Source organism: Microvirga massiliensis (assembly GCF_001006805.1).
GTDB classification, from domain to species: Bacteria; Pseudomonadota; Alphaproteobacteria; order Rhizobiales; family Beijerinckiaceae; genus Microvirga; species Microvirga massiliensis.
Window position 1 is genome coordinate 35779 of the sequence record NZ_LN811357.1, and the last position, 21524, is coordinate 57302.

At 65.6% G+C, this 21524-nt stretch carries 20 protein-coding genes; 6 read left to right on the forward strand and 14 right to left on the reverse strand.

What is annotated here, in order from left to right; translation table 11 throughout:
- The 5 genes from BN1233_RS22590 to BN1233_RS22610 form a co-directional block, all read right to left on the reverse strand.
- The coding region (locus BN1233_RS22590) for a molybdopterin-dependent oxidoreductase (RefSeq protein WP_046865901.1) at window positions 1–1735 on the reverse strand (1735 nt) is incomplete at its 3' end.
- Between the two features lie 7 nt (window positions 1736–1742).
- Window positions 1743–1964: a formate dehydrogenase gene (locus BN1233_RS22595; RefSeq protein ID WP_046865902.1), complete on the reverse strand. Its 222-nt coding sequence runs from the start codon at window positions 1962–1964 to the stop codon at window positions 1743–1745.
- A 91-nt stretch (window positions 1965–2055) separates the two neighbouring features.
- Complete coding sequence (locus tag BN1233_RS22600; RefSeq protein WP_187144348.1) at window positions 2056–2658, reverse strand: TorD/DmsD family molecular chaperone; 603 nt, start codon at window positions 2656–2658, stop codon at window positions 2056–2058.
- 284 nt (window positions 2659–2942) lie between these two features.
- Complete coding sequence (locus BN1233_RS43215) at window positions 2943–3707, reverse strand: DUF3306 domain-containing protein (protein WP_052763886.1); 765 nt, start codon at window positions 3705–3707, stop codon at window positions 2943–2945.
- The gene (locus tag BN1233_RS22610; RefSeq protein ID WP_046865904.1) at window positions 3704–4225 is read right to left on the reverse strand and encodes a DUF3305 domain-containing protein; all 522 of its coding nucleotides are present in this window, start codon (window positions 4223–4225) and stop codon (window positions 3704–3706) included. The genes BN1233_RS43215 and BN1233_RS22610 overlap by 4 nt, the downstream gene beginning before the upstream one ends.
- Window positions 4226–4408: 183 nt before the next feature.
- On the opposite strand from BN1233_RS22610, the gene BN1233_RS22615 reads away from it, so the two are divergent.
- Together BN1233_RS22615 and BN1233_RS22620 are read left to right on the forward strand one after the other, a co-directional pair.
- Window positions 4409–4654, forward strand: coding sequence for a type II toxin-antitoxin system Phd/YefM family antitoxin (locus tag BN1233_RS22615; RefSeq protein ID WP_046865905.1), 246 nt, complete (start codon window positions 4409–4411; stop codon window positions 4652–4654).
- Entirely contained in the window at window positions 4651–5109 is a 459-nt protein-coding gene (locus BN1233_RS22620) for a PIN domain-containing protein (protein WP_046865906.1), read from the forward strand. The genes BN1233_RS22615 and BN1233_RS22620 overlap by 4 nt, the downstream gene beginning before the upstream one ends.
- Window positions 5110–5135: 26 nt before the next feature.
- On the opposite strand, the gene BN1233_RS22625 is transcribed toward BN1233_RS22620, so the two are convergent.
- The 3 genes from BN1233_RS22625 to BN1233_RS22635 form a co-directional block, all read right to left on the reverse strand.
- Complete coding sequence (locus tag BN1233_RS22625) at window positions 5136–6143, reverse strand: DUF6352 family protein (protein ID WP_046865907.1); 1008 nt, start codon at window positions 6141–6143, stop codon at window positions 5136–5138.
- A gap of 79 nt (window positions 6144–6222) precedes the next feature.
- Window positions 6223–6768 carry a DUF6505 family protein gene (locus BN1233_RS22630; protein WP_046865908.1) on the reverse strand — a complete coding sequence of 182 codons (546 nt, stop codon included), beginning with the start codon at window positions 6766–6768 and terminating at the stop codon, window positions 6223–6225.
- Complete coding sequence (locus BN1233_RS22635; RefSeq protein WP_046865909.1) at window positions 6765–7520, reverse strand: biotin/lipoate--protein ligase family protein; 756 nt, start codon at window positions 7518–7520, stop codon at window positions 6765–6767. Before BN1233_RS22635 ends, BN1233_RS22630 begins: the two co-directional genes overlap by 4 nt.
- Before the next feature lie 219 nt (window positions 7521–7739).
- On the opposite strand from BN1233_RS22635, the gene BN1233_RS22640 reads away from it, so the two are divergent.
- Window positions 7740–9731, forward strand: a complete 1992-nt coding sequence (locus tag BN1233_RS22640; RefSeq protein WP_046866142.1) for a 4Fe-4S binding protein — start codon at window positions 7740–7742, stop codon at window positions 9729–9731.
- Window positions 9732–10189: 458 nt separating this feature from the next.
- Here the strand turns inward: BN1233_RS22640 and BN1233_RS47155 are convergent, their stop codons facing one another.
- From BN1233_RS47155 to BN1233_RS22655, 4 genes are all read right to left on the reverse strand, one after another.
- A complete protein-coding gene (locus BN1233_RS47155) occupies window positions 10190–10327 on the reverse strand; it encodes a hypothetical protein (protein ID WP_154678283.1) in 138 nt (45 codons plus the stop codon).
- 257 nt (window positions 10328–10584) lie between these two features.
- Entirely contained in the window at window positions 10585–11865 is a 1281-nt protein-coding gene (locus tag BN1233_RS22645) for a c-type cytochrome (RefSeq protein ID WP_046865910.1), read from the reverse strand.
- A gap of 7 nt (window positions 11866–11872) precedes the next feature.
- Window positions 11873–13816, reverse strand: a complete 1944-nt coding sequence (locus BN1233_RS22650; RefSeq protein ID WP_063776646.1) for a molybdopterin biosynthesis protein — start codon at window positions 13814–13816, stop codon at window positions 11873–11875.
- Window positions 13817–13973: 157 nt separating this feature from the next.
- Entirely contained in the window at window positions 13974–14942 is a 969-nt protein-coding gene (locus BN1233_RS22655; protein ID WP_187144349.1) for a hypothetical protein, read from the reverse strand.
- 184 nt (window positions 14943–15126) lie between these two features.
- On the opposite strand from BN1233_RS22655, the gene BN1233_RS22660 reads away from it, so the two are divergent.
- Together BN1233_RS22660 and BN1233_RS22665 are read left to right on the forward strand one after the other, a co-directional pair.
- Window positions 15127–15363: a sulfurtransferase TusA family protein gene (locus BN1233_RS22660; RefSeq protein WP_046865913.1), complete on the forward strand. Its 237-nt coding sequence runs from the start codon at window positions 15127–15129 to the stop codon at window positions 15361–15363.
- A gap of 63 nt (window positions 15364–15426) precedes the next feature.
- Window positions 15427–16173 carry a phosphatase PAP2 family protein gene (locus tag BN1233_RS22665; RefSeq protein ID WP_187144350.1) on the forward strand — a complete coding sequence of 249 codons (747 nt, stop codon included), beginning with the start codon at window positions 15427–15429 and terminating at the stop codon, window positions 16171–16173.
- A gap of 40 nt (window positions 16174–16213) precedes the next feature.
- Here BN1233_RS22665 and BN1233_RS22670 read toward each other — a convergent pair whose 3' ends face one another.
- Window positions 16214–16537 (reverse strand): Hpt domain-containing protein, encoded by a 324-nt coding sequence (locus tag BN1233_RS22670; RefSeq protein ID WP_046865914.1) that lies wholly within the window; start codon window positions 16535–16537, stop codon window positions 16214–16216.
- Window positions 16538–17057: 520 nt separating this feature from the next.
- Entirely contained in the window at window positions 17058–17447 is a 390-nt protein-coding gene (locus BN1233_RS22675; protein ID WP_046865915.1) for a hypothetical protein, read from the reverse strand.
- Between the two features lie 414 nt (window positions 17448–17861).
- Here BN1233_RS22675 and BN1233_RS22680 point away from each other — a divergent pair, with 414 nt between their 5' ends.
- Complete coding sequence (locus BN1233_RS22680; RefSeq protein ID WP_046865916.1) at window positions 17862–21512, forward strand: VCBS domain-containing protein; 3651 nt, start codon at window positions 17862–17864, stop codon at window positions 21510–21512.
- The last annotated feature ends 12 nt before the right edge of the window (window positions 21513–21524 follow it).

A 21524-nucleotide genomic window follows, 5' to 3' on the forward strand; every position in this document is an offset into this window, starting at 1 on the left:
GGTACATGACCTCGTAGTCGTCCTTCGACTCGAAGGCCGGCTCGACGATCTTCTCGCCCCATTGCAACGAGCGGTTCGACGCCGTGCGCGAGCCGTGGCATTCGAGCGAGGTCGCGATCGGCAGGAGATAAGTGCCGTTCTGGCGGCCGCTGATCGCCGCGAAAGTGGTCGGATGCGGATCCGCAACCACCAGGAGATCGATCTTCTCGAGTGCCTTCACCATCTCGGGGATGCGGCTCACGGTGTTGCCGCCGTGCCCCATGACGATCATCGCCCGGATCTTATCCTTCTGGTCGATCTGCTCCATCGGGAGATTCACGGCATCGAACCAGCGCGTCGAGGTGATGCCGGGCGCCTCCATGTTCTCCTTGCGGGAGCGCGGCTTGCGGCCGTATTGGGCCGGCACCTCGTCGAACTGGTTCTGGAACCACTCGTAATCGACTTCCCAGACGCGGGCCCAGTGTTTCCAGGCGGCTTCCGTGAGGCCGTAGTAGAGCGGCAGCGAGGTGACATCGAGCCCGAGATCGGTCGCGCCCTGCACATTGGTGTGGCCGCGGAAAATGTTCGCCCCGGTTCCCGGCGTCCCGACATTGCCGGTCGCAAGGCAGGCAACGCAGAACGCACGCACATTGGCGGTGCCGACTGTGTGCTGGGTAGCGCCCATGCACCAGATGATCGTCGCCGGCTTCTCCGTCGCGAATTTCTGGGCGACGCGCTTCAATTGCTCGCCCGGCACGCCGGTGATGCGCTCCACTTCATCGGGGGTGTATTTCGCGACCTCCTTGCGGACGTCGTCCATCCCGTAGACGCGCTTGGCGATGAAGTCCTTGTCCTCCCAGCCGTTCTCGAAAATGTGCCAGAGCATGCCCCAGACGAGGGCGATGTCGGTTCCCGAGCGGAAGCGGACATATTCCGTCGCGTGCGCGGCCGTGCGCGTGAAGCGGGGATCCATGACGATCATGTTGCCCCGGTTGATCTCCTTGCTGGCGAGGAGATGCTGCATCGCGACCGGGTGGGCTTCGGCGGCGTTCGAGCCGATGAAGACCATTGTCCTGGCATTGCGGATGTCGTTGTAGGAGTTCGTCTGGGCGCCGTAGCCCCAGGTATTGGCGACGCCGGCCACCGTCGTCGAATGGCAAATGCGCGCCTGGTGGTCGACCGAGTTCGTGCCCCAGAAGGCGCCGAACTTGCGCATCAGGTAGGCGCCCTCGTTCGTGAATTTCGCGGAGCCCAGCCAGTAGACGGAGTCGGCGCCGGATTTCTGACGGATCTCCATCATCTTGTCGCCGATCTCGTCGATCGCCTGATCCCACGAGATGCGCTGCCACTGGTTGTTGACGAGCTTCATCGGGTATTTCAGGCGACGCTCGCCATGCACGATCTCGCGGATCGCCGCGCCTTTGGCACAATGCGTGCCGCGGTTGATCGGGCTTGTCCATGACGGCTCCTGCCCGACCCAGACGCCGTTCTGCACTTCCGCGGTCACCGTGCAGCCCACCGAGCAATGGGTGCAGATGTTCTTGCGGATCTCGACCGGTGTGCCGGCGGCAACGGGCGCGGCGGCGGCCTTACGCACCGATCCGAGCGGGATCGCGCCCACGGCTGCGAGCCCGCCGACTGTAAGGCCCGAGCGTCTCAGGAAAGTCCGGCGGTCGATCGCGCCGGAGGCGAGCCCTGCTCCAAGGGCCTGCAGCTTGCTGCGGTTTGCGGTGCCGCTCTTGCGCTTGATCAGCATGGCGCCCTCACTTCTTCTTCAGGGTCTCGTAGCCGTTGGTCCGGTAAAAGGCCTTCACGTGATCGCTCTCGCGATACCGGGCCTTCGTCTCCTCCGGGCCCGGGTCGTAGGCCTGCGCCTCCGTGGAGGCGAGTGGCGATGCGACGGCAGCCACGGCTATCGTCGAAGCCCCGCCCATCGAACGAAGGAAGCGTCGGCGGTCGATTGCCTTCTTGTCGGTCTCGTTCATCTGCTCCTCCATCAGGACGAGTCCGCTAGACTTGTCCGCAGCCGGGCGGCGCGACACCACCCGCGGTGAAACATGTTTCCGACGCGCTCGCTCACGCGTCCATCGCAAATGCTTCCGCCTCGATCTCCATGAACAGCCGTCCGACGAGGCCGGCTGCCCGATAGAAGCCTGCCCGCTGGCACATCTCGCAATCCGCGAAGAAACGGGCCGCCCATGGCTTCAGGTGACGCTCGAAAAATTGTCGATCGGACCCCGGCTCCGCACCGAGGCGTCCACCGGCAAGGCCGGCCATCACTTCGCACAAGATCGCGATGTGATCTTCGGGCTCGCGCTGCTCCTCGACACGCTCGATTCCGAGCCGGGCGAGGTCCTCGCGCACCCGCGCGAGCGGCCGCTCGTAGAGAAAGCCGGTGAGATAATAGGATCCGTAGGGCAGCAACTCCCCTCGTCCGACACCGATGAAGAGATCGAAGAATTCACGCGAGATCGCATCGGGATCCATGCCGAGAGCGGCATCCGCGAGCGCGATATGCGCGAGGCCGAGCGGACTCCCATCGCCCTTCAGTTCGGACACGCGCGCGAGCACCTCGCCCGTCGGCGCTCGCCCGAAGAGAAGCGCGAGCAACGCATATTCGTTCGAGCGCAGGAGATCGACCTCGTCGATCTCCTGCCCGTCGGGCACGGGTTCGGTCATTTGATGAAGAGCGAAACGGGATTGGCCGCCAAGGGCAGAGGAAAGGCGCAGCGCAGGATCGACGGGACGCTGAACAGGATCAGAACTCCAACACGAGGTTACCGAACGTGAGGTGCCGAACGAGAATGAGGAGCCCTCGCTCTCCGTTGCAGTGACAGCACCTTCGACCCAGAGTGACGCATACATTTCCCAACCGATCGGCGCGTCCGGCTCGCTGCCGGCCCCGCTTCCCGGACGCGATCATAGCCCTCCGGGCAAGGCGCGCAAGTCACTCTGGAACCTTTTCAAACTGGCCTCGCGCGCCCATGGCGCCGACGAGGCGAATGCGCGAGGCGGTTTTCGGCGGGCTCGGATCGCACTGCAGCATCGTCGTGCAGTTCCGGCTGCCCGTGGGCGATTGCAGGCGAAGCTTGGCTTTCGGGCGATCCGCCGGCCGGCAGGTCGACCTCATCGCGCGTATTTTGCTGCAACGCAGCATCAGTGTCGGAGCGTGTTTGCAACCCTTCTACCACTTTGGACTCATCTGGCAGCGCCTGGTCGCTCTCGTCGGGCGACGCGGTAATTCTTCGTTCGCTCTCCTGGCTCGGACGATTGCTGAAGAGCGTGCGCAAGACACCGTCCGCATCATCACCCGGTAGTAGCGGCCCATTCCCGGGCACGCCGCCGGGTGTGTTCCAATCCCAGGCATAGTCGCGTGCGTCCCCGACATAGTCGCGGATGGCCGGGTCGACCGACCACATCCGCCGGAGAGCGGCATTGCGAAGAGCTTCGGGGACTCCCTTCCTGAGAAAGCCCGCGATGTCCGTCTGCGCCGAGATCTCCTCGATTTTCGGCAGCGCCGCGAGTTCCTCCTCGGTCAGGGTGGGCTCGACCGACGCGGGTGCCGTTCGCTCGGCACCACCGGACGATCCTTCTTCGTCCGGTCCATGACGGAGCGGCTCGGGGTGGGTGGTACGAGACTCACCCGATGGAGTTTCGGTTCCGGCGCGATTGGCCTCGCGTTTCCGCCGTGACCAGCGAGCCAGGAAATCCTCGCGATCGTCGCTCATCCTTCGTCCTCCCGGTCCCGAGGCCTGCGATCCTTCACGCCGGGGTGGCGGTCGGCGAGAGCCTCCGGATCGGCACGATCCCGCTTGCGCTTGAAGAAGGTTCGCTCGACGTGAAACGCTTCCACGAAAGCGTGAACGCGAGCCTGGATCTCGAGCGGCATCGGAACGGTCTCGACGATGTCGCCGATGCTGCCGGCCAGTGCCTCTCCTTCATACGGATCCGCAATCACGGACACGAGTTCGACCTCCTCCCCTGCCGGGCGCAGCACGACCCAGAGCGAAGGCACGGCGGCGGAAAGATTGTCGCGATAGTGCCCTGTTGCGGAGGAATAGAGCGTGACCTCGGCATCGCCAGCATAGAAGGTTTCGTCGGTCCCATTGCGACCGAGCGGCGTGCCCGGCTTTGTCTCCGGAACCGCGGGAAGAGCGGCGGTCGGGATCCAGGCATGGCTCGCCCACGGACTCGCCAGCTTTCGCCGTGCGACGACGATGCCGATATTGAAGTGATCCTGCGCCATCCCGATCCCTACGCGATCGCTTCTGTCTTAACTCGTCAACTGCCCGGATCCAGCCTGATGGCAAGCCGGCCATCAGGCTCGACGGCCATCGCATGGTGAATAGGACAGGCGGCGGCAATTTTCATTGCAGTCGCTGCATTTTGTCACTATAGTAGTGAATATGACTACTTTTCTGGAGCCGTTATGGAAGAAACCGTTTCGGCAGCCGACGCCAATCGCAAATTCTCTCTTCTTCTGCGTGGCGTTCGCGATGGCCACAGCTATGTCGTGACGAGCCATGGAAAGCCCGTCGCGCGGATCGTTCCTGCAGGTCGGAACGAGAGCGCTGCAACGGGTGTGCGCGCAGCGCTGCTGTCCCGCCTCGAACAACAACCTATCAACGACGCGGAGCGCTGGACGCGCGACGATCTTTATGAGGACGATCCGTGAGGGTCGCGCTCGACACGAATGTTCTCGCTTATGCCGAGGGCGTGAACGGGATCGGGCGGCGTGACGTCGCCCTCGATCTCGTTCGCAGACTGCCCCAAGAGACGACCGTCATCCCGGTTCAAGTGCTTGGCGAATTATTCAACGTGCTGGTCCGCAAGGCGGGACGATCGCGCAGCGATGCCCGTGATGCTCTGCTGAGTTGGAGCGACACTTTTGCCATTGTCGAGACGTCATCGAAAGTCATGCTGTCGGCCATCGATCTGGCAGCGGACCATCACTTCGGCATCTGGGACGCAGTCATCCTGTCTGCCGCCTCGAACGCGAGTTGTCGGCTGCTTCTGTCGGAGGATCTTCAAGCGGACTTCACATGGGGTGGAGTGACAATCATCGATCCATTCGCATCACCACGCCACGTGCTGCTGGATGCCCTTCTGGGCGGCGCTCCCAGTCCATAGCCGGAGCCATTATATGGCAGGCAGGCTCATGCAGCCCGCACCCGTCCGTGCAAGGGCAGGCCGACGATCAGATTCTGGGGCTTCATCCGCAGCGTCCGAGCCTGATCCATGGCCATAATCAGGTAGACGGGACTTCCCTCGGCGCGTGGGTCCAGGACCGCTCCCGGCTCGAAGTCCAGGCGGAACAGGGCAAGGACGCGTTCGCCCGCTTCGGGGTCGATCTCCTCGTTCCGCCATAGCGCGTTGCCAATGCGCGTCGCCTCCGCATCGAGCACGACGAACCAGCGCCAGTCGCGATCCTCGATGCGATCGAGTGGCGTGACGCGCACGGTCACGTGCAGAAGGTGACGCACAAACGTCTCGATCGCGCGGGCGAGACCGTCCCGGCTGCGCGGTTGCGAACCGATGGCGAGCGCCATCGTGAAGGCATCCGAGCGGCTCCAGTAGGTCCAGGCATTCTCCTCGTCGAGAACGTCGAGCTCGGTCGTTGGGTCACGCCCGAGCATCGCAACGAGGGGAGAGGCTCCCTGTCCTTTCTGGTGCTCTTCCACGAGCTCGAGATCCGCCAGGAGCATCGTACCCTCGTGGAGCGACGCGCGTTGCGGGCGAAAGAAGAGTTCCGCCGCCCGCAGGACGTACGGGTCGTCGCAGCCGTCGAGGGCGTTGCGCAGGATGAGGTGAACGAGATGATTGAGGAAGAGCGGCGGCACCTGCACGCCGTTGCGGACGATCGCGAGATACGCGCCTTCGACCGTTCCGGACTTCAGGAGGCAGTCCCGGAAAGCGATCATGAAGGCCCAGTTCTCCCGCGCATCGGGATCGGCGAGCCGTTCGACCTCACGCGCATCAACCTCTCTGCGGGGATCTGCGAGGAGCAATGCGTGGAGCGCGCGCTCGGCCGGGCACGCCTCCTCGGGCGGGACGAGTTCCGGTCTCGCGAGATAGGCGAGAAGGAGCTCGTCGGTCACCGCCAAGCCACCGCCATCCGTTCGCCGCGTCAGATGATGGCCGGACGAAACCCAGAACTCGCGCATCGGACCTCAACTCCACAACCGGCCGTGTCCTTGGCCTGCCGGATCGGCCGGCGGCCAGGAGACGACCGCGACAGGTACATCAGTGCTTCTCGTCAAGGTTGATGAGATCGACGTGCTCCTCTACCTCATCGGTTTCGACGAACTCGAAAGCGCGCGCGAAGGCGTGCAGGCCATCGCCGCCCTTCATGGCCTCGGGGCGCCGGTTGAGCGTGCGAAACTGTTCTCGGATCACCCCGGCTTCGATCGTGCGGCGCATCGCGATCACGGTACCGAGCGGATGATCGGCCAGGGACTTCGCAAGCCGAACCTCTTCCTGCGCCACTTCCTCGGCCTCGGCGAGGCTCGGCGCACCGAAATGCTTCACGAGCCCCTCAGCAAAGCGCGAGACGACCGCAGCTTCCTCATCGGCCGTGATTTCGGCCACGTCGACCAGCGTCGAAAACCCGAGGCTCTCGGTTCCGAGAAAGCCGGCCCGGAACGCCGCTCTCTCCTTGGGATCGAGATCTTCAAGCTCAAGGCCGACGAAAAAGCCGGATCCCGGGACGGCCCATTCGCCGGGCTCTGCAGCCCGGGCGAAGACGAACGTGTCGGAAGGATCGAGCCGCAAGGCGCGAAGCATTTTCATAGGCCGACGAGCCGCGGCAGGCCGGTCTTGCGATCGAGCCAAGTGGCGTCCTGAAGCGGGCCCAGAAGCGGCACCCGTGCCGGCATCCCCTCCCGATGCACGAGCAGGTCGCCGTTCGTGTCGAGCCCGCGCCGCGCTTCACCAGCGTCTACGGACAGATGGGCGAGGTATTTGCTCGCGACCACCTCGAAGCCCTGCTCGTTCCATAGGTCGAAGGCCACGAGGAGATGTCGCGCGAAGCTCTCGACGATCGAGCCGTGTTCCTGCGGATCGAATCCCTCTTCCTCGAGGAAGGTCACCTCGGGCAGCAACCCGGTATCACGGTGGCCGACGGGGGATGCGAGCAGCATCGCGCCGAAGACCAGGAAATCGGGTACCTCCTCCTCGGGACAGTCCTCGGGCCAGCCGAGCCGCGCGCCGCCGATCCGCGCGTCGTTGAAGTGCACGGTGCCGGGCCACGTGAATGTGATCGGCCGCTCGGGCGGTGCGAAGGAGGCGAGCGCATCCACGAGTGCAACCATGCCGGCGAAGAAGCCGCGCCGTGCGGAGACCAGCGGTTCCTCGGGTTCGAGCACGACTGCGAATTCCAGTACGTCGAAACGGCCCACGGAAACGAGAGTGCCGGCTCCGGATTCCCGGCCGATGCGGCAGGCATGGGCGAAGGCGTCGCCCGACTCGCGGAGCGACACCAGCCGGTATCCTGGCGGAAGAGCGAGAACCGGCGAGGAGGTCCTGGGAGCGGAACTGGGCATGGCGTTGCGGACGATGCAGACCCTTCGCGGTGCGGTGTGATCCGGATCGCCGGTTGCGACCGGCGGTCTCTATCGGTTTCCTGGAACCGTTCTAGTATAGGAGCCGACCCTCCAGCGCGAGAAGCGTCAAAACGCCCCCGAATGGTGGCAAGGAGCAGTGTGGATCCTGTGAAGAACTCCGAAAACCGTCTGGTCGTCGCGTGCTCCTGCGAAGGGACGATGCCGCTCGACGAAGGCACGCTCGCCCGCTCCTGCGGCGGAACCCTGCGTACCGCCAGCCATCTTTGCCGCCATCAGATCGATCTCGCCAAGGCCCTCATGGCGGATGACCGCCCGATCACGATCGGATGCACCCAGGAGGCGCCGCTCTTCAGCGAACTCGCCGAGGAAAGCGGCGCGGAGGATCGCGTCACGTTCGTGAACATCCGCGAGATGGCCGGCTGGACGCGCGATGCCGCTTCCGCAGGGCCGAAGATGGCGGCGCTCCTCGCGGCAGCCGCCGAACCTGTGCCCCCCATTCAGCTCGTCTCGCTGAAAAGTGAAGGCGTCGCGCTCGTCTATGGCCGCGATGAGCTCGCCATCGAGGTCGGCCGCCGCCTAGCTGATCGTCTCGACGTCACCATCCTTCTCACCCGGCCCGGCAACGTCGTGCCGCCGCGCACCACGGACTTCCCCGTCCTGAAGGGCACGATTTCGGGCGCCACGGGCCATCTCGGCAGCTTCGCGTTGCGCGTCGATGACTACGCCCTGCCCTCGCCGTCCTCGCGGGACCGGCTTCTGTTCGGCGAGGGGCGCAACGGCGCCACCTCGACCTGCGATCTCGTCATCGACGTCTCGGGAGGCGCACCGCTCTTTCCCGCCGGACAGTTGAGGAACGGCTATTTGCGGGCCGATCCGCGCGATCCCGCCGCTGTCGAGCGCGTCATCGGCGAGGCGGGAGGGCTCGTCGGCGAGTTCGACAAGCCGCGATTTATCAGCTTCGACGCCGGACTCTGCGCGCATTCGCGCTCGAAGATCACGGGCTGCACGCGCTGCCTCGAATTGTGTCCGACCGGAGCGATCACGCCGGCGGGCGACCATGTCGCGATCGATGCCGCAGTCTGCGCGGGCTGCGGGGCCTGCGCATCGGTCTGCCCGACGGGTGCTGCATCTTACGCGCTGCCGCCCGTCGATGCGCTGATGCGCCGGCTGCGCACCCTGCTGATGACCTATCGCGAGGCGGGCGGCCGTGATCCGGTGATTCTCTTCCACGATTCCGATCATGGTGAGCCTCTCATCGGCGCTCTCGCGCGGTTCGGTGACGGGCTCCCCGCGAACGTGCTGCCGGTGCGTGTCAACGAGGTGACGCAGATCGGTCCGGAGATCTTCGCAGCTATCTTTGCTTACGGAGCGGCAGGCGCACGCCTCCTCACGCGAGCCAAACCGAAGCATGATCTGACCGGCCTGCAGCGCGGGCTCGCGACGGCGAACGCGATCCTGGCTGGGCTCGGCTACGGATCAGGACTCGTCACCCTTGTCGAGACCGACGATCCGGATGCATTGCGCGCGGCCCTCGACCGGGTCGAGCTGGGCCGGCGGCCCGACCAGCCGGCGACTTTCCTGCCGCACGGCACGAAACGGAACATCCTCGAACTGGCCGTTCGCGAACTCCACCGCGCCGCGCCGGCACCGGTCGACGCGATCCCGCTCGACACCGGCGCTCCGTTCGGCGGCTTGAACATCGACACGTCGGGCTGCACGCTCTGCCTGTCCTGTGTCGGCGCCTGTCCGACCCATGCGCTCTCGGATAATCCCGACAGGCCGATGTTGCGCTTCACCGAGAGCCTCTGCGTTCAGTGCGGGCTCTGCGCTGCAACCTGCCCGGAGCATGTCATCGCGCTCGAACCGCGGCTCGATTTCGCGGCTTGGAACGAGCCACGCCGGATCGTGAAGGAGGAAGAGCCGTTCCACTGCACCGGCTGTGGCAAGCCTTTCGGAACGCGGAGTGCCATCGAGCGCGTCATGTCGAAGCTGCGGGACAAGCACTGGATGTTCGCCGGCGCCGAGGGGCAGGACAGGATCCGGGTGCTCACGCTCTGCGAGGATTGCCGTGTCGAGATCGTGGTCAACGAAAGCTTCGATCCCCACGCGATGCCGGAGCGCCCCCGCCCGCGCACGACGGAGGATTACCTGCGTGAACGGGAAGCCAGCGGACGCGATCCTCTGAACTGACGGGCAGCGTCCTAGCCATATGGCCGATCGGCACAGGCCCTCGATCGAACACTTGGCTGATAGGCAACTGCTGACGCGCCCATTAGAAAGATGATCGCATTGCGACAGGGGTAAAGGGGAAAGCCGCAATCGGCTTTCCTTCCGAGGGGGCAGAAGGGGGAGCGCGGAACACCGCCTCCCCCTTTCTGCTGTGTGGGTTGGCGCTCTCGCAGAGTGCGCACCCATTCTCCCGTATTCGCGTCGTCGTTGCGCGCCGCAGGCGAAGTGCTTCATCCTGAGACGGTGGTCTGGATCGCTTCACTTCGTTCGCAATGACGAAGAGGGCGTGAGAACGCGAAGACCACTGCCGGAACTGGCATGAACGCCGGACCCGCTACCGTCATTGCGAGCCGCAGGCGAAGCAATCTACCCGTCGACCAATGCGTTGCTGGATCGCTTCGCTCCGCTCGTCAGGCCACTCACCGCTTCAGCGAGCGCCGGAACGACTTCGCGAGGTCGGCAAGGCCGACCAGGATTGCGGCGAGAATGGAGCCCAGGGCTCCGAGGATGCCGTCGAGGGTCTTGCTCCGTTTCGTCTTCTTGAGTTCGGCTGACATCGGGATGTTCGCTTGGGGCTGGAACGCTCCACGTGGAGCCCGAGGCTTCGTTGTCCAGCCTGATGGGCCCGGACGAACGTTTCGAGGCCTGGAGGCTCGATCCCGCCTCACCCTCGACCCTGAAAAATTTTCTCGAAGCCCCGGGAACCTTCCCCGATATCGGGCATTGTCTTCGCATCCCGGCCCCTTTCTGCCCCCACGGGCCGGAGCCTTCAAGAGCGCCCCTCGAGGCGCTCTTTTTCTTTCCGGTTCGTCCTCTACCGGGTCGCCTTCTCGATGAAGCTCACGAGAGCCTCGCGGTCCGCGGGGTTGTTGATCGTCTGTTCCGGCATCTTGGTGCCTGGCGTGTAGCGCGATGGGCCGATCTCGAAGAGGCGAGCGATGGTCTCGCGTCCCCAGACGATGTCGAGATCCTTCAGGGCAGGAGAGAAATTGTAGCCTGGGGCGGTTGCGATCCGCCGGCCGAACACGCCGTGCAGGGTCGGGCCGGCCCGGTTGCCGCCGTCCGGCGTCAGTGTGTGGCAGGCCGCGCAGGCCTGGAAGACCTCGGCGCCACGGTCGCCTGCGAAGACCGTTCGGGGATCCTCAGGCTTCGAGAGCACGACCGGACCGATATGCTCCCCGGTCGCCACGTCCCAGCGGCGGATGATCCGGTCGGCGCCTCCGGTGAAGAGTTCCCGCCCGTCGGGGCTGAACGCGAGAGACCAGACCGGGAAGCCGGGTCCGTTGATCGTGAAGTCGATCTTCCCGGATTCGCGCTCCACGAGAGCAACAGCACCGCCGATCGCGCCAGCGGCGATTTTCGTTCCATTCGGCGAAATGCCAAGCGCCAGGATCGGCGTTGGCCCGAGCTCGACCTTGTGCCGGACCTCGCCGCGCGCATCGAGAATGCGCAAGGCGCCGTCGGCGCCACCGATTGCGATCTCTCCGTTGGGTGCGGCCACAACGCTGTTGAGCGGGAGGCCGAGCGTCACAACCGTGGCCTCCGCGCCATCCGCGCTCCAGAGCCGGAGCGTGCCGTCGTAGCCCGCTGTCGCGATGCGCCCATCGGGAAGAAAGGCGACGCCGTTCACCTGGCCCTGATGGCCCTTGAGGACGCGCGGCTCACCCCCGGTGAGGCTCGTTACCCGGGCGGTGCCGTCCCAGGAGGCGGATGCGATGCGCTTCCCGTCCGACGACATGCTGAGCGCAACGATCGGCCCTTCATGGGCCGCAAGCACCGATTGAGGCTCCGTCTTCCCGGGCTCCCAGACGGCGATCCGACCGTCCTCGCCGCCCGTCGCGAAGCGGCCATCCGGCAGGGCGGCAACGGCATTCACGGCGCCATTATGCAGTCGCAGGACCGCCAGGGCGACACCGCGCTCGAGATCCCACAGGATCGCCGACTGGTCGAAGGAGCCGGACATCGCAAGCTTCCTGTCCAAGGACAGGGCAAGTGCGCGCACCGGCCCGCCATGCCCGCGCAGCTCCGCAGCGACGACGCCTGGGAGCGCGATGGAGAGGACGAGCGCAAACAGCGGGAGAAGCAACCGGATCATCGCAACCTCACGTCGCGGCCGGCGTGAAACCGAGAGCCCGCAGAGCCTCCCCGGTTTCCGGCAAGCGAAAGATTTCGAGAAAGGCCTGCACGGCAGGCCTCGTGCGCCGGGCCGGAACAAGCGCAAAATCATAATGCTCCTCCGCCACGGAGATGAAGGCGAGGCCCAGCGCTCTCGCGACGGGCTCGATGGCAAGGCCCCAATCCGCGCGTCCCTGGGCGATGGCCGCGGCCACCGCCGAATGGGACTTCGGCTGGTTGAAATAGCCCTCCGGCCGTGCCCCGCCGAGCAGCCGGTCAGCCAGGATCCGCGTTCCGGAACCGGCATTGCGGTTCACCATCACGCAGGTGGAATCCGCGAGGGTGGCTGCGACCGCCTCGGTGGCCGAGCGCCCCTCGAAACGCGGATCGCCCGGCCTGTGCACGATCCCCTGCATGCGCCGCCAGCCGGGGATCCGCTCGAGCGCGCCGAGGAGCTCTGGTCCGTTGTAGGCGCCGGTGGCCGGGTCCATCAGGTGCACGGGAGCGAGATCGCACTCGCCGCGCCGCGCCGCCGCGAGCCCGCCGAGAGAGCCGACGGCCATGAGGCGGGCTGAGAATCCCCGCTCCGCCAAGTGGCCGACGAGATGATCGAGCCCCGTGCAATGGCTGCCGATCACGACGAGATCGGGCGTTCGGACATGGGGCGAAAACAGCGCGACTTCGACCTGCGTCCCTGCGGGGAGGTGGTCCGCGAGCGCCTCGATCCGGATGAAGCCGTCCGCCTGCGTGAAGGCCGTGACCGCTCCCGATCCCTTGCCGGTCGGATAGGCGCGGATGCCGTCATCACCCTCGACCAGCGCGACCATCACGAACTCCGTCCGCCCGAGCTCGGACGGGACCCGCACGGGAACGGTCGCCGTGAGACGGGCTTCGTCCCGTTCCGGCAGGCCGGCGAGCCGCCGGAGGGCCGGGGCGACCATGTCATGGAAGGTGAACATCGCGGAGGTCGGAAAGCCCGGCAACACCACCACGGGCTTGTCGTTGCAGACGGCGAGGCACAGGGGCTTGCCGGGCTTCAGCGCGACGCCGTGAACCACGATTCCCGGCCGGCCGAGACGCCCGACGAGCCGGTAGGTCAGATCCCCGGCGCCCTTGGAGGTTCCGCCCGAGAGGATCACCGCGTCGCACTGCGTATAGGCGCGGGTGAGCACATCCGAGAGAGCGGCCTCGTCGTCCGGGACGGCGCCGAAGAACACCGGCTCGCAGCCGTTCTCGGCGAGCGCTGCGGCAATCACCGGGCCGTTGGCATCGAAAATCTGGGCTGGCCCGAGGGTGCCGCCGGGGGCGACGAGTTCGTCGCCCGTCGAGATCACCGCAACCCGCGGCTTGCGGTAGACGATGACGTCGGCAATGCCGCAGGCGGCGAGCATCGCGAGTTCGCGCGATCCAAGCACCGTTGCGCGCCGCAGAACCGTTTCGCCACGCGCCATGTCGGATCCCGCGAAGGAGACGAACTGGCCGGGCGCCGGCGCGCGCCGGATCCGGATTTCGCCTGCCTCGCCCGGATCGGTGTGCTCGATCATCACGACGCTGTCCGCGCCGCGGGGAAGCGGCCCACCGGTCGCGATAGGCGTCGCGGTGCCCGGCGCAACCGCGACCACGGGCATGGTCCCGCAGGCGATCACTTCCGGGTTGAGCCTCAGGGGGATCGGGCTTCCCTCCCCGCCCCCCGCGAGATCGGCCGAGCGGACGGCAAACCCGTCGACGCCCGACCGGTCAAAGGGCGGCACGTCGACCGGGGCGACGACGTCGGCCGCGAGCACGCGCCCGAGGGCCTGCATCAGCAGCACCGTCTCGACGCCGAGCGGTCCCATGGGGAGAGCGGCTGCGAAGCGTCGAAGCGCCTCCTCCCGCGAAAGCACGGACAGGAACTGGTCCTGCCGAAAGGCGGAGGGGAGCGGCTCGTTCATCATCACCTCAAAGCAGGATGCCGCAAGGAGTTGCCCTGGACGCCCCTGGCCGCAGGCCGCTCTCGGGCATCATCGCCTTGCAGCAGGATGTCGGATGGATCTGCCGGTTTCCAAGGTCGGCCAACTTTCCCCTTTACGCAAACCGGCCGGCAACGCCTCAAAGCGCGGCCGCCGTCACGCGCTCGCCGGCGGCGAAACCTTCGCTCTCCGGAGAAAGATGCAGGATCGCATCGGCCCGGGAGAACGCCGTGAGGGATAGGGCTCCGCCGCCGAGCGGCTCAAGCCCGCCCTTTGTCTCAGCAAGGAAGACGATCTCCGCCAGGCCGACCCGGGACGCGATCTTCGCGGTGAGCGGCCCGGATCGCGCCGGGCGCGGGTCGCGACCCGCGAGGGCTGCGACCAGAGGATCGATCACGCCGAAGGCAACGGCCAGCATGGCAGCCGGCCAGGGCGGCACGACCAGAATGGCCGAGTTCTCCGTCGCCACGACCCGGACTTGCTCTGCGCCGGCGAGGGCGAGACCCTGCGCGAGAATCCGCCCCGCCGAGGCGAATTCCCGGGGATCCGGCGCGACGATGATCCGGAGGGGCGCACCTGCGTGTTCCGTGACGGGCGAGGCGCCCGGCAGCGCAGTGACGAGCCGCTCCAGAAATTCGGAACCCGCGATGCAGACCGGCACTCGCCGGATCTCTGCATCGGCAAGACCGCAGGCCATCGCCGCCGCGGCGTCCGTCGGGCGCAGAATCGAGCCCCTCGGACGCAGCACGGTACCCGCGCGGGCATCCTCGCCCGCAAGGCGCGCGTTTTCGCCGGGCTGCGGCGAGAAGACCGCGCCGGCGAAGATCCCCTCCCCCTCCACACTGTCGGCCGGGATCACGGCATCGGAGCCCGCGGGCAAGGAATCGCCCGCACTGACCGGCTGGAGGCTCGGGAGCGGCACTGGCGAATAGGACGACGCTCCGATGAGATCGCGGCTCGCCACCGCATAGCCAGCGAGCGCGGCGACCGGCACGGAAGGAATGTCTGCGGGAACGACGAGATCCTCGGCCAGCACCTGGCCGATCGCCGCATCGATCGCGACGCGCTCCGCCTGCGAGACGGGCAGGATCAAACCAAGCTCCGTCATCAGGGCATCGATCGGTTTGAGCGAAATCACGTTGTTCAAGAATGCCGTCAGGGGTTGGAGGTTGCCAAAGCGGCGGGCTTTCTGTTCTGTGCCGCCCGGCCTCGGCCGATGCGCACGACGATGCGCCGCCGCCGAGAGATGCCGCGGAACCTCCCTGCCCTGCAAGCTGTGACTCCTGCAATCCATGTCAGACCGCGAACTCGACCTCACCGGCCTCAAGTGTCCTCTTCCGGCGCTGAAGACCCGGAAAGCCCTGGCGGGGCTCGCGCCCGGCGCGACGATCGTCGTGACCTGCACGGATCCGCTCGCGGCGATCGATATCCCCAACCTTCTGCGGGAGACCGGAGACGTCCTCGAAAGGCAGGCGCAGGAGGATCGGCGCCTCGTCTTCAGGATCCGGAAGTCGGAACGGCCCGGCTGAGCCGCCGGCCGGCCGCGTCCGGGACATGACGGCACCATCCGGTGACGTCTGCGTTTTCCGCCCATGCGCAACTACCGGCACCGCCTCGAGGCGCTTCAGGCTCGCACCGGGCTCGAGTTCCCGATCCTGGCGGCGCTCGGCGGATTGGCGGCAGCCCTCTATGCGTTCAGCAGTCTCGTCGATGAGGTCGGCGAAGGGGAGACGCGGGCTTTCGATACAGCGATCCTGCTGGCCTTGCGCGATGCTGGGGACACATCCCGCCCGATCGGCCCATGGTGGCTCGAAGTCATGTTCCGGGACCTCACGAGCCTCGGGAGCACGGCCGTCCTCACGCTCATCACGATCATCGCGATCGGCTATCTCCTGATCGACGGCAAACGCGCGGCAGCCTTGGTCGTGTTCGTCGCGGTCGGCGGCGGTACGGTCCTGAGCTTTCTCCTGAAGCTCGGGTTCGACCGGCCGCGCCCCGACCTCGTGGCCCACGCAGTCGACGTCTACACCACGAGCTTCCCGAGCTCGCACGCGATGCTCTCGACCGTGACCTATCTCACACTCGGCGCGCTCCTGGCACGCCTGCAGGAGCGCCGGCGCCTCAAGATCTATATCATGGGAACGGCGGCAGCGATCGCGCTGCTGACCGGGTTCAGCCGCGTCTTTCTCGGCGTCCACTGGCCGACCGATGTCCTGGCGGGCTGGTGCGTCGGCGCAGCCTGGGCTCTCGGCTGCTGGGTGGTAACGGCTTGGCTGCAGCGTCGCGGCAAGGTGGAATCCGCGGCCGAGCACGGTGAGAACGAGAAGATCGCGACCTGAGAGGGCTTTCCGACCGCATCCTGTCGCGCACGAACGCGAATCACAACTCGAGATCGATTTCGCGCGCGAGTCGTTCGAGGTGCTCGCCCAGCGAGGTGCGCGCTGCGCGCCCGGCCAGTGCAGCGTCGGCGGCCTCCTCGAGGGCTGCTGCGGTTCGGCTGATTCCACTGAAGCCGAGCATCCCCGATACGCCGATGAGCTCGTGTGCGACCTGTCGGAACTGCGTCAGAGGGGCGGGCGAGCGATCGACCCCCAGGCGCTGCTCCGCATCCCGGAGGCGATCCCGATAGCCAGGCAGACGCTCCCGAAATCGTTCGCGCAGCTCGGCGAGTTTCGGGTCCAGAGAGGGGGGCGGATCACTCATGACGGCAGGGTATCATTCCCTGCCGAAGGCACGAATGAAAAAAGGCCCCTCCCCGGCCAAACCGGGTGAGGGGCAGACCCGGGAGGAGGCGCCCCGCAGGGTCACTCGTCCGCCGGAGATCGGGTCAGGGGCCCCGGCAGACGATCGCGGTCCGGCTGCGTGATCCAGACCGCCACACCCCCTCCCTGGAAGGGAGGATGCCTTACTGTGCCCTCGGCGGACTGGGCCATGTGTGCGGACGCGCACATTGAGGCAAAAAAGATTCGACTGTGCACGCTTCTTTCGCCTTCGGCTCAAATGGCGGAAGCGGGTCCGTCGCCACTCTCCGTTTCCGGCCGTGCTCCTCGCGTTCTCAGGCCCTCTTCGTCATTGCGAACGGAGTGAAGCCATCCAGGAGCGCATCCGTCGACGGGTAGATTGCTTCGCCTCCGGCTCGCAAAGACGGCTGTGCTATGGGATGGGTGGAGCGTGCCGGTGACGACCCGCCGCAACCAGGGCCTCCTCATCGGAGCCTGCGGAATCACATCCCGCCTTCTTCGGGCACCATTTTCTCGGTCGTCAAGGCGCAGCGGGTTCGGAGCGTATGCTGGGCGCTGGCGAGATCGGGGCTCCATCCCTCCACATACGCCTTCATCTGGCCGTAGCCGACGAGGTCGATGGACTGGATCCCGCGGATGCGCAGAGGGCCCGTCACATGGTCGCCCTCCGCAAAGACGAGAATGCCGTCCTCCCACGTGAGGAGGACGAACTCTCGCTCGGTGCGGACGACGAAGCTCGAGCAGAATGGCTTGAAATCCAGAACGATCGTGCCGGCGATGCTGGGATCGCTCGATCCGCTCAGGACGAGTCCCACGAAGGCTGCACCGAAGGCACCGCCCCAGACCGCGGAACTGAGGATCAGTGCTTTCATCGCACGCCTCCTCGCGACCGACTGCGAGCAGTCGCAATCGAATTTTGGGTCGAGTCGTGCGGGAGAGTCGGTGCACGCAGATCAAGCGCTCTCACCGCAAAGTGGGCGTATCCTATGCCCGAAGTCTTGTTCGATGTGTGAGTCTCCGCACCAGCCGCGCCGAAATCCGGAAATAATTGAAAAGAGATAGCGAGGTTTCCCGCGGGCTTGGCCTCGAACGCGGCTCGGAGGCGGCACTTCTGCCCGTCACCGCAATCCGAAGTCATCAAGATCTCGGAACGAACCCTTCCACGCCGCTTCCCTCTATTTCTCAAGGCTGATGACAGTTGCCTCTCGACGTCAACTATCGTCTACTTTGCAATAATGCCCCCTTCCGCTTGGGAAGCCAGGCGTCCAACACAAGGATGTTGGGCCGTGCAGACAACGGGACAGGATTCCGGAACCGATCTCGAACGCGATGCCGCCTCGACCCCGGGGGCTGCGTCCGAAGGCGGGATCGTGTCGCCTGAGCCGAGCCTCGACTTCACGGCTCACCTTGTCCAGGCAGATCCCCTTCAAGGCGAGGGCGAGAGCGAAAGGCTGGCCGCGCTCGGCGGGATTGCGCTGACGGAACGGGCCTCCGACCCTGCCGACTCCGGCAATCCGCATCTCCATGCCCAAGTCTATGCCCAAGCCACAGCCCCCCCTTCGACACCGGCGTCCATCGGACGGGTTGAAAAGGTGGCCGGCAGTGCGACAGCCATCCGCAACGGAGTTCCCGTCGCGCTCCATCAGGGAGATCCGCTCTTCAAGGGTGACGCCGTCCAGACCTCCTCCGGCTCATCCCTGACCATCAAACTTACTGACGGAACCGTCTTCGGGCTTTCGGCCAGCGCACGGATCGTTCTAGACGATCTCGTTTACAGTGCAGGCTCGACGACGAATTCCGCGTTCTTCGAGCTCGTACAGGGCATCATCGGATTCGTTGCCGGGAAAATCGCGGAGACGGGTGATTTCCGGGTCGAGACGCCGGTTGCCACCATGGGCATTCGTGGAACGGCGGTACGGGTCGAGATCTCCGCCGCAGACGGGACGACCAAGTTCTCCCTCCTGACGGAGCCGGGCGGCGCGGCCGGCTCGTTCGTCCTGTTCGACAACGCCAATCCGGCACGCGTGATCGGGAGGGTATCGAATCCGGGCGTCGCAACGGTCATCGCCATTTCCGGCGCGGCGCAGGTCAACATCACTGAGGTCGTCAAGTCGCCCGAGGAGATCCAATCGGACAACATGTTCGTCCGTGATCTCTTCCAGAGCGTCGGAGAGCCTGGGCAAAGACGGGGCAGCGGTGAATTCAATGGGCTCTTTCCGCATCCGGAGTTGGCATTGCTCTCGTCTCCGGACAGTCCGGAACTGTCCGCGCCCATTTTTCCTCTGGTCCGTGAGTTCGCGCAGGTGCAGATCGAAACGCCCCTGCAGGACGTCGTGGCGACCGGCACGGCCATCGAGGATGGTCCGCTCGTGGCGCTCCGAGGGGCCGACGGCAGCCCGAGACACCTCCCGAGAGCGGAGAACTTGCCTGCAGGCGTCTCTTACGACGAGGCCACGGGCGCATACACGCTGGATCCCTCGCATCCGGCCTATCAGAGCCTCGGGGCCGGAGAGACCGAGACGGTGAGCGTGCGTCTTAGCACCGTCGAGAATGGCAGGACCGTACCGGTGATCCTGTCCTGGACCATTACGGGCGAGAACGACGCACCTGTGGTAACTGTGGTCGATCCGAGAGTCGGTTCCGAGAAGGACACTCCGGAGCGGGTATCGCTCAACCTGTTCAGGGATCTGACGACCGCTCATGACATCGACCGGACCGACACGCCCGCCTTCGCGGCCGGCAGCGCCGTCGTTGCGGCCGCCGCAGGCTCCGACGCGACTGACACGTCCCTGATCAGCGTCGACCAGACAACGGGCGACATCAGGTACGACAGAGCGAGCTTCAATTTCCTCGGCGCGGGCCAATCGGCGATCTACACGATCAGCTTCGACGTGGTGTCGGGTTCTGACCGGGTCCACAAGGTGGTCACGTTGACCATCACGGGTGAGAACGACGCACCGGTTGTGAGCGCGACCAATCCGGCTACCGGCTCGGAGAAGGACAGTTCGGAGCAGGTGTCGTTCAATCTGTTCGGCTTGGTGACCGCCCATGACGCTGACCAGACCGACACGCCTGCCTACAAGGCCGACAGCGTTCTGGTTGCTGCGGCTGCCGGCTCCGACGCCACCGACACATCCCTGATCAGCATCAATCAGGCGACAGGTGTGGTTACCTACGACCGGGCGGACTTCAACTCCCTCGGCGCAGGCGAGGCGGCGATCTACACGATCAGCTTCGACGTGGTGTCCGGCTCCGATACTTCTCGGCAGACGGTCACATTGACCATTGCCGGCGAGAACGATGCACCGGTGGTGTCGGTGGTGGATCCGGCGACTGGCTCGGAAAAGGACACTCCGGAGCGGGTGTCGTTCAACCTGTTCACGGATCTGACGACCGTCCATGACATAGACCGGACCGACACGCCTGCCTTCGCGGCCGGCAGCGCCGTCGTCGCGGCGGTTGCAGGCTCAGACACTACCGACGCAGGGCTGATCAGCGTCGACCAGACAACGGGCCAGATCAGCTACGACCGCGCGGATTTCAATTTTCTCGGCGCGGGCGAGTCGGCGATCTACGGCATCGGCTTCGACGTGGTGTCGGGCCCGGACCGGATCCACAAGGTCGTCACGCTGACCATCACGGGCGAGAACGATGCACCGGTCGCAAAACCGGATGACTTTCGCGGAATTCACGAGACCGCGCCGACGACGCTCGACGTCCTGTCCAACGATTTGGACACCGACGGCGACAGGCTGACGATCACGCACTGGACGCAGCCGCGCGAAGGCTTGGTATTCCTCAACTCTTCCGGGGAGCTGGTTTTCGATCCGGGAAAGGACTTCGAGGCGCTCAGCGCGAACCAGACCGCGACCGTATCGTTCGACTACACGATCTCGGACGGATCGGGCGGAACTTCCACTGCGACAACGACGGTGCAGGTCGAAGGTTCGGGTCAATTCACGTCGCCGCTCCACTCTGCCGTTGCAACCGGAACCTTCCCCTTCAACGGTCAATCCGTGTCGATCCAACTCGAGGCGCCGGAGCGCACGACGACGTCGAACGCGGATGTCGGTCTCGATATCGGCTTCGGCGCCCAGCGCCCCATGAACATCCTCTACGTCGTGGATATTTCCGGGAGCACGGGCAATGCATTCGAGGGGACTCCTACGGGAGATCTCAACGGGGACGGAAGATCGAACACGATCCTCGACGCCGAGATCGACGGATTGATCAAGCTGACGGAGCAGGTTCGAAGTCTCGGCCTCTCTCCGGCCGACGTCACGGTCACGGTGATCCCGTTCGACAGCAGCGCCGATCCCGCCAGCAACCAGACGCCCTCGGCCTCATTCGGTCTCGGAACGTCCGGTGACGAAACGGTCGCGAATTTCCTGAAAAGCCTCAGCATCGGCGGAGGCACGAATTTTGAGAACGCATTGCAGGCGGCCGTCGAGAGGCTCCATGTGCTCGATCCGGAGCAAAACGAGAACAATGTCCTCTATTTCCTTTCCGACGGATTCGGGAGCAGCTCCTTCGCCGACGAGGTGAAAACCTTGGAGTCGACGTTCGACACGCAGATCGCAGCCGTCGGCATCGGCGAGGACGCGCGTCTCGATCTCCTCGACCGGATCGACAATACGGGAGGGAGCGAACGCGTGACGTCCACCGACGAGCTCAATGCGACCCTGGTCGGAACTTTCCGGCCGGGTGAGGTCGTCGATCTGCAGATCTTCGTGAACGGACGGGAGCTTCCGGGCGTCGGACCGGAGGACCTCGTCCAGACGGAAAACGGCTTGGCGCTCGACGCCAGCGCCGCGGGCCTGTCGCTGCATGCAGGAGAAATCAACAAGGTCCTCGCATCCGTGACGTTCACGGACGGCGTGTCACTCACCACGCAGCTCGACATCACCGGGGCTTTGCCGTGGTCGACCGATCTGTAAGCCGCAGTCGTC

Coding starts and splice junctions, on each gene's coding strand:
- BN1233_RS22670 (WP_046865914.1), bottom strand. CDS start 16,537: ATGAGTGATCCGCCCCCCTCTCTGGACCCGAAACTCGCCGAGCTGCGC.
- BN1233_RS22675 (WP_046865915.1), bottom strand. CDS start 17,447: ATGAAAGCACTGATCCTCAGTTCCGCGGTCTGGGGCGGTGCCTTCGGT.
- BN1233_RS43215 (WP_052763886.1), bottom strand. CDS start 3,707: ATGAGCGACGATCGCGAGGATTTCCTGGCTCGCTGGTCACGGCGGAAA.
- BN1233_RS47155 (WP_154678283.1), bottom strand. CDS start 10,327: ATGTCAGCCGAACTCAAGAAGACGAAACGGAGCAAGACCCTCGACGGC.
- BN1233_RS22635 (WP_046865909.1), bottom strand. CDS start 7,520: ATGCCCAGTTCCGCTCCCAGGACCTCCTCGCCGGTTCTCGCTCTTCCG.
- BN1233_RS22665 (WP_187144350.1), top strand. CDS start 15,427: ATGCGCAACTACCGGCACCGCCTCGAGGCGCTTCAGGCTCGCACCGGG.
- BN1233_RS22645 (WP_046865910.1), bottom strand. CDS start 11,865: ATGATCCGGTTGCTTCTCCCGCTGTTTGCGCTCGTCCTCTCCATCGCG.
- BN1233_RS22630 (WP_046865908.1), bottom strand. CDS start 6,768: ATGAAAATGCTTCGCGCCTTGCGGCTCGATCCTTCCGACACGTTCGTC.
- BN1233_RS22640 (WP_046866142.1), top strand. CDS start 7,740: ATGCCGCTCGACGAAGGCACGCTCGCCCGCTCCTGCGGCGGAACCCTG.
- BN1233_RS22650 (WP_063776646.1), bottom strand. CDS start 13,816: ATGAACGAGCCGCTCCCCTCCGCCTTTCGGCAGGACCAGTTCCTGTCC.
- BN1233_RS22595 (WP_046865902.1), bottom strand. CDS start 1,964: ATGAACGAGACCGACAAGAAGGCAATCGACCGCCGACGCTTCCTTCGT.
- BN1233_RS22610 (WP_046865904.1), bottom strand. CDS start 4,225: ATGGCGCAGGATCACTTCAATATCGGCATCGTCGTCGCACGGCGAAAG.
- BN1233_RS22600 (WP_187144348.1), bottom strand. CDS start 2,658: ATGACCGAACCCGTGCCCGACGGGCAGGAGATCGACGAGGTCGATCTC.
- BN1233_RS22625 (WP_046865907.1), bottom strand. CDS start 6,143: ATGCGCGAGTTCTGGGTTTCGTCCGGCCATCATCTGACGCGGCGAACG.
- BN1233_RS22615 (WP_046865905.1), top strand. CDS start 4,409: ATGGAAGAAACCGTTTCGGCAGCCGACGCCAATCGCAAATTCTCTCTT.
- BN1233_RS22660 (WP_046865913.1), top strand. CDS start 15,127: ATGTCAGACCGCGAACTCGACCTCACCGGCCTCAAGTGTCCTCTTCCG.
- BN1233_RS22655 (WP_187144349.1), bottom strand. CDS start 14,942: ATGACGGAGCTTGGTTTGATCCTGCCCGTCTCGCAGGCGGAGCGCGTC.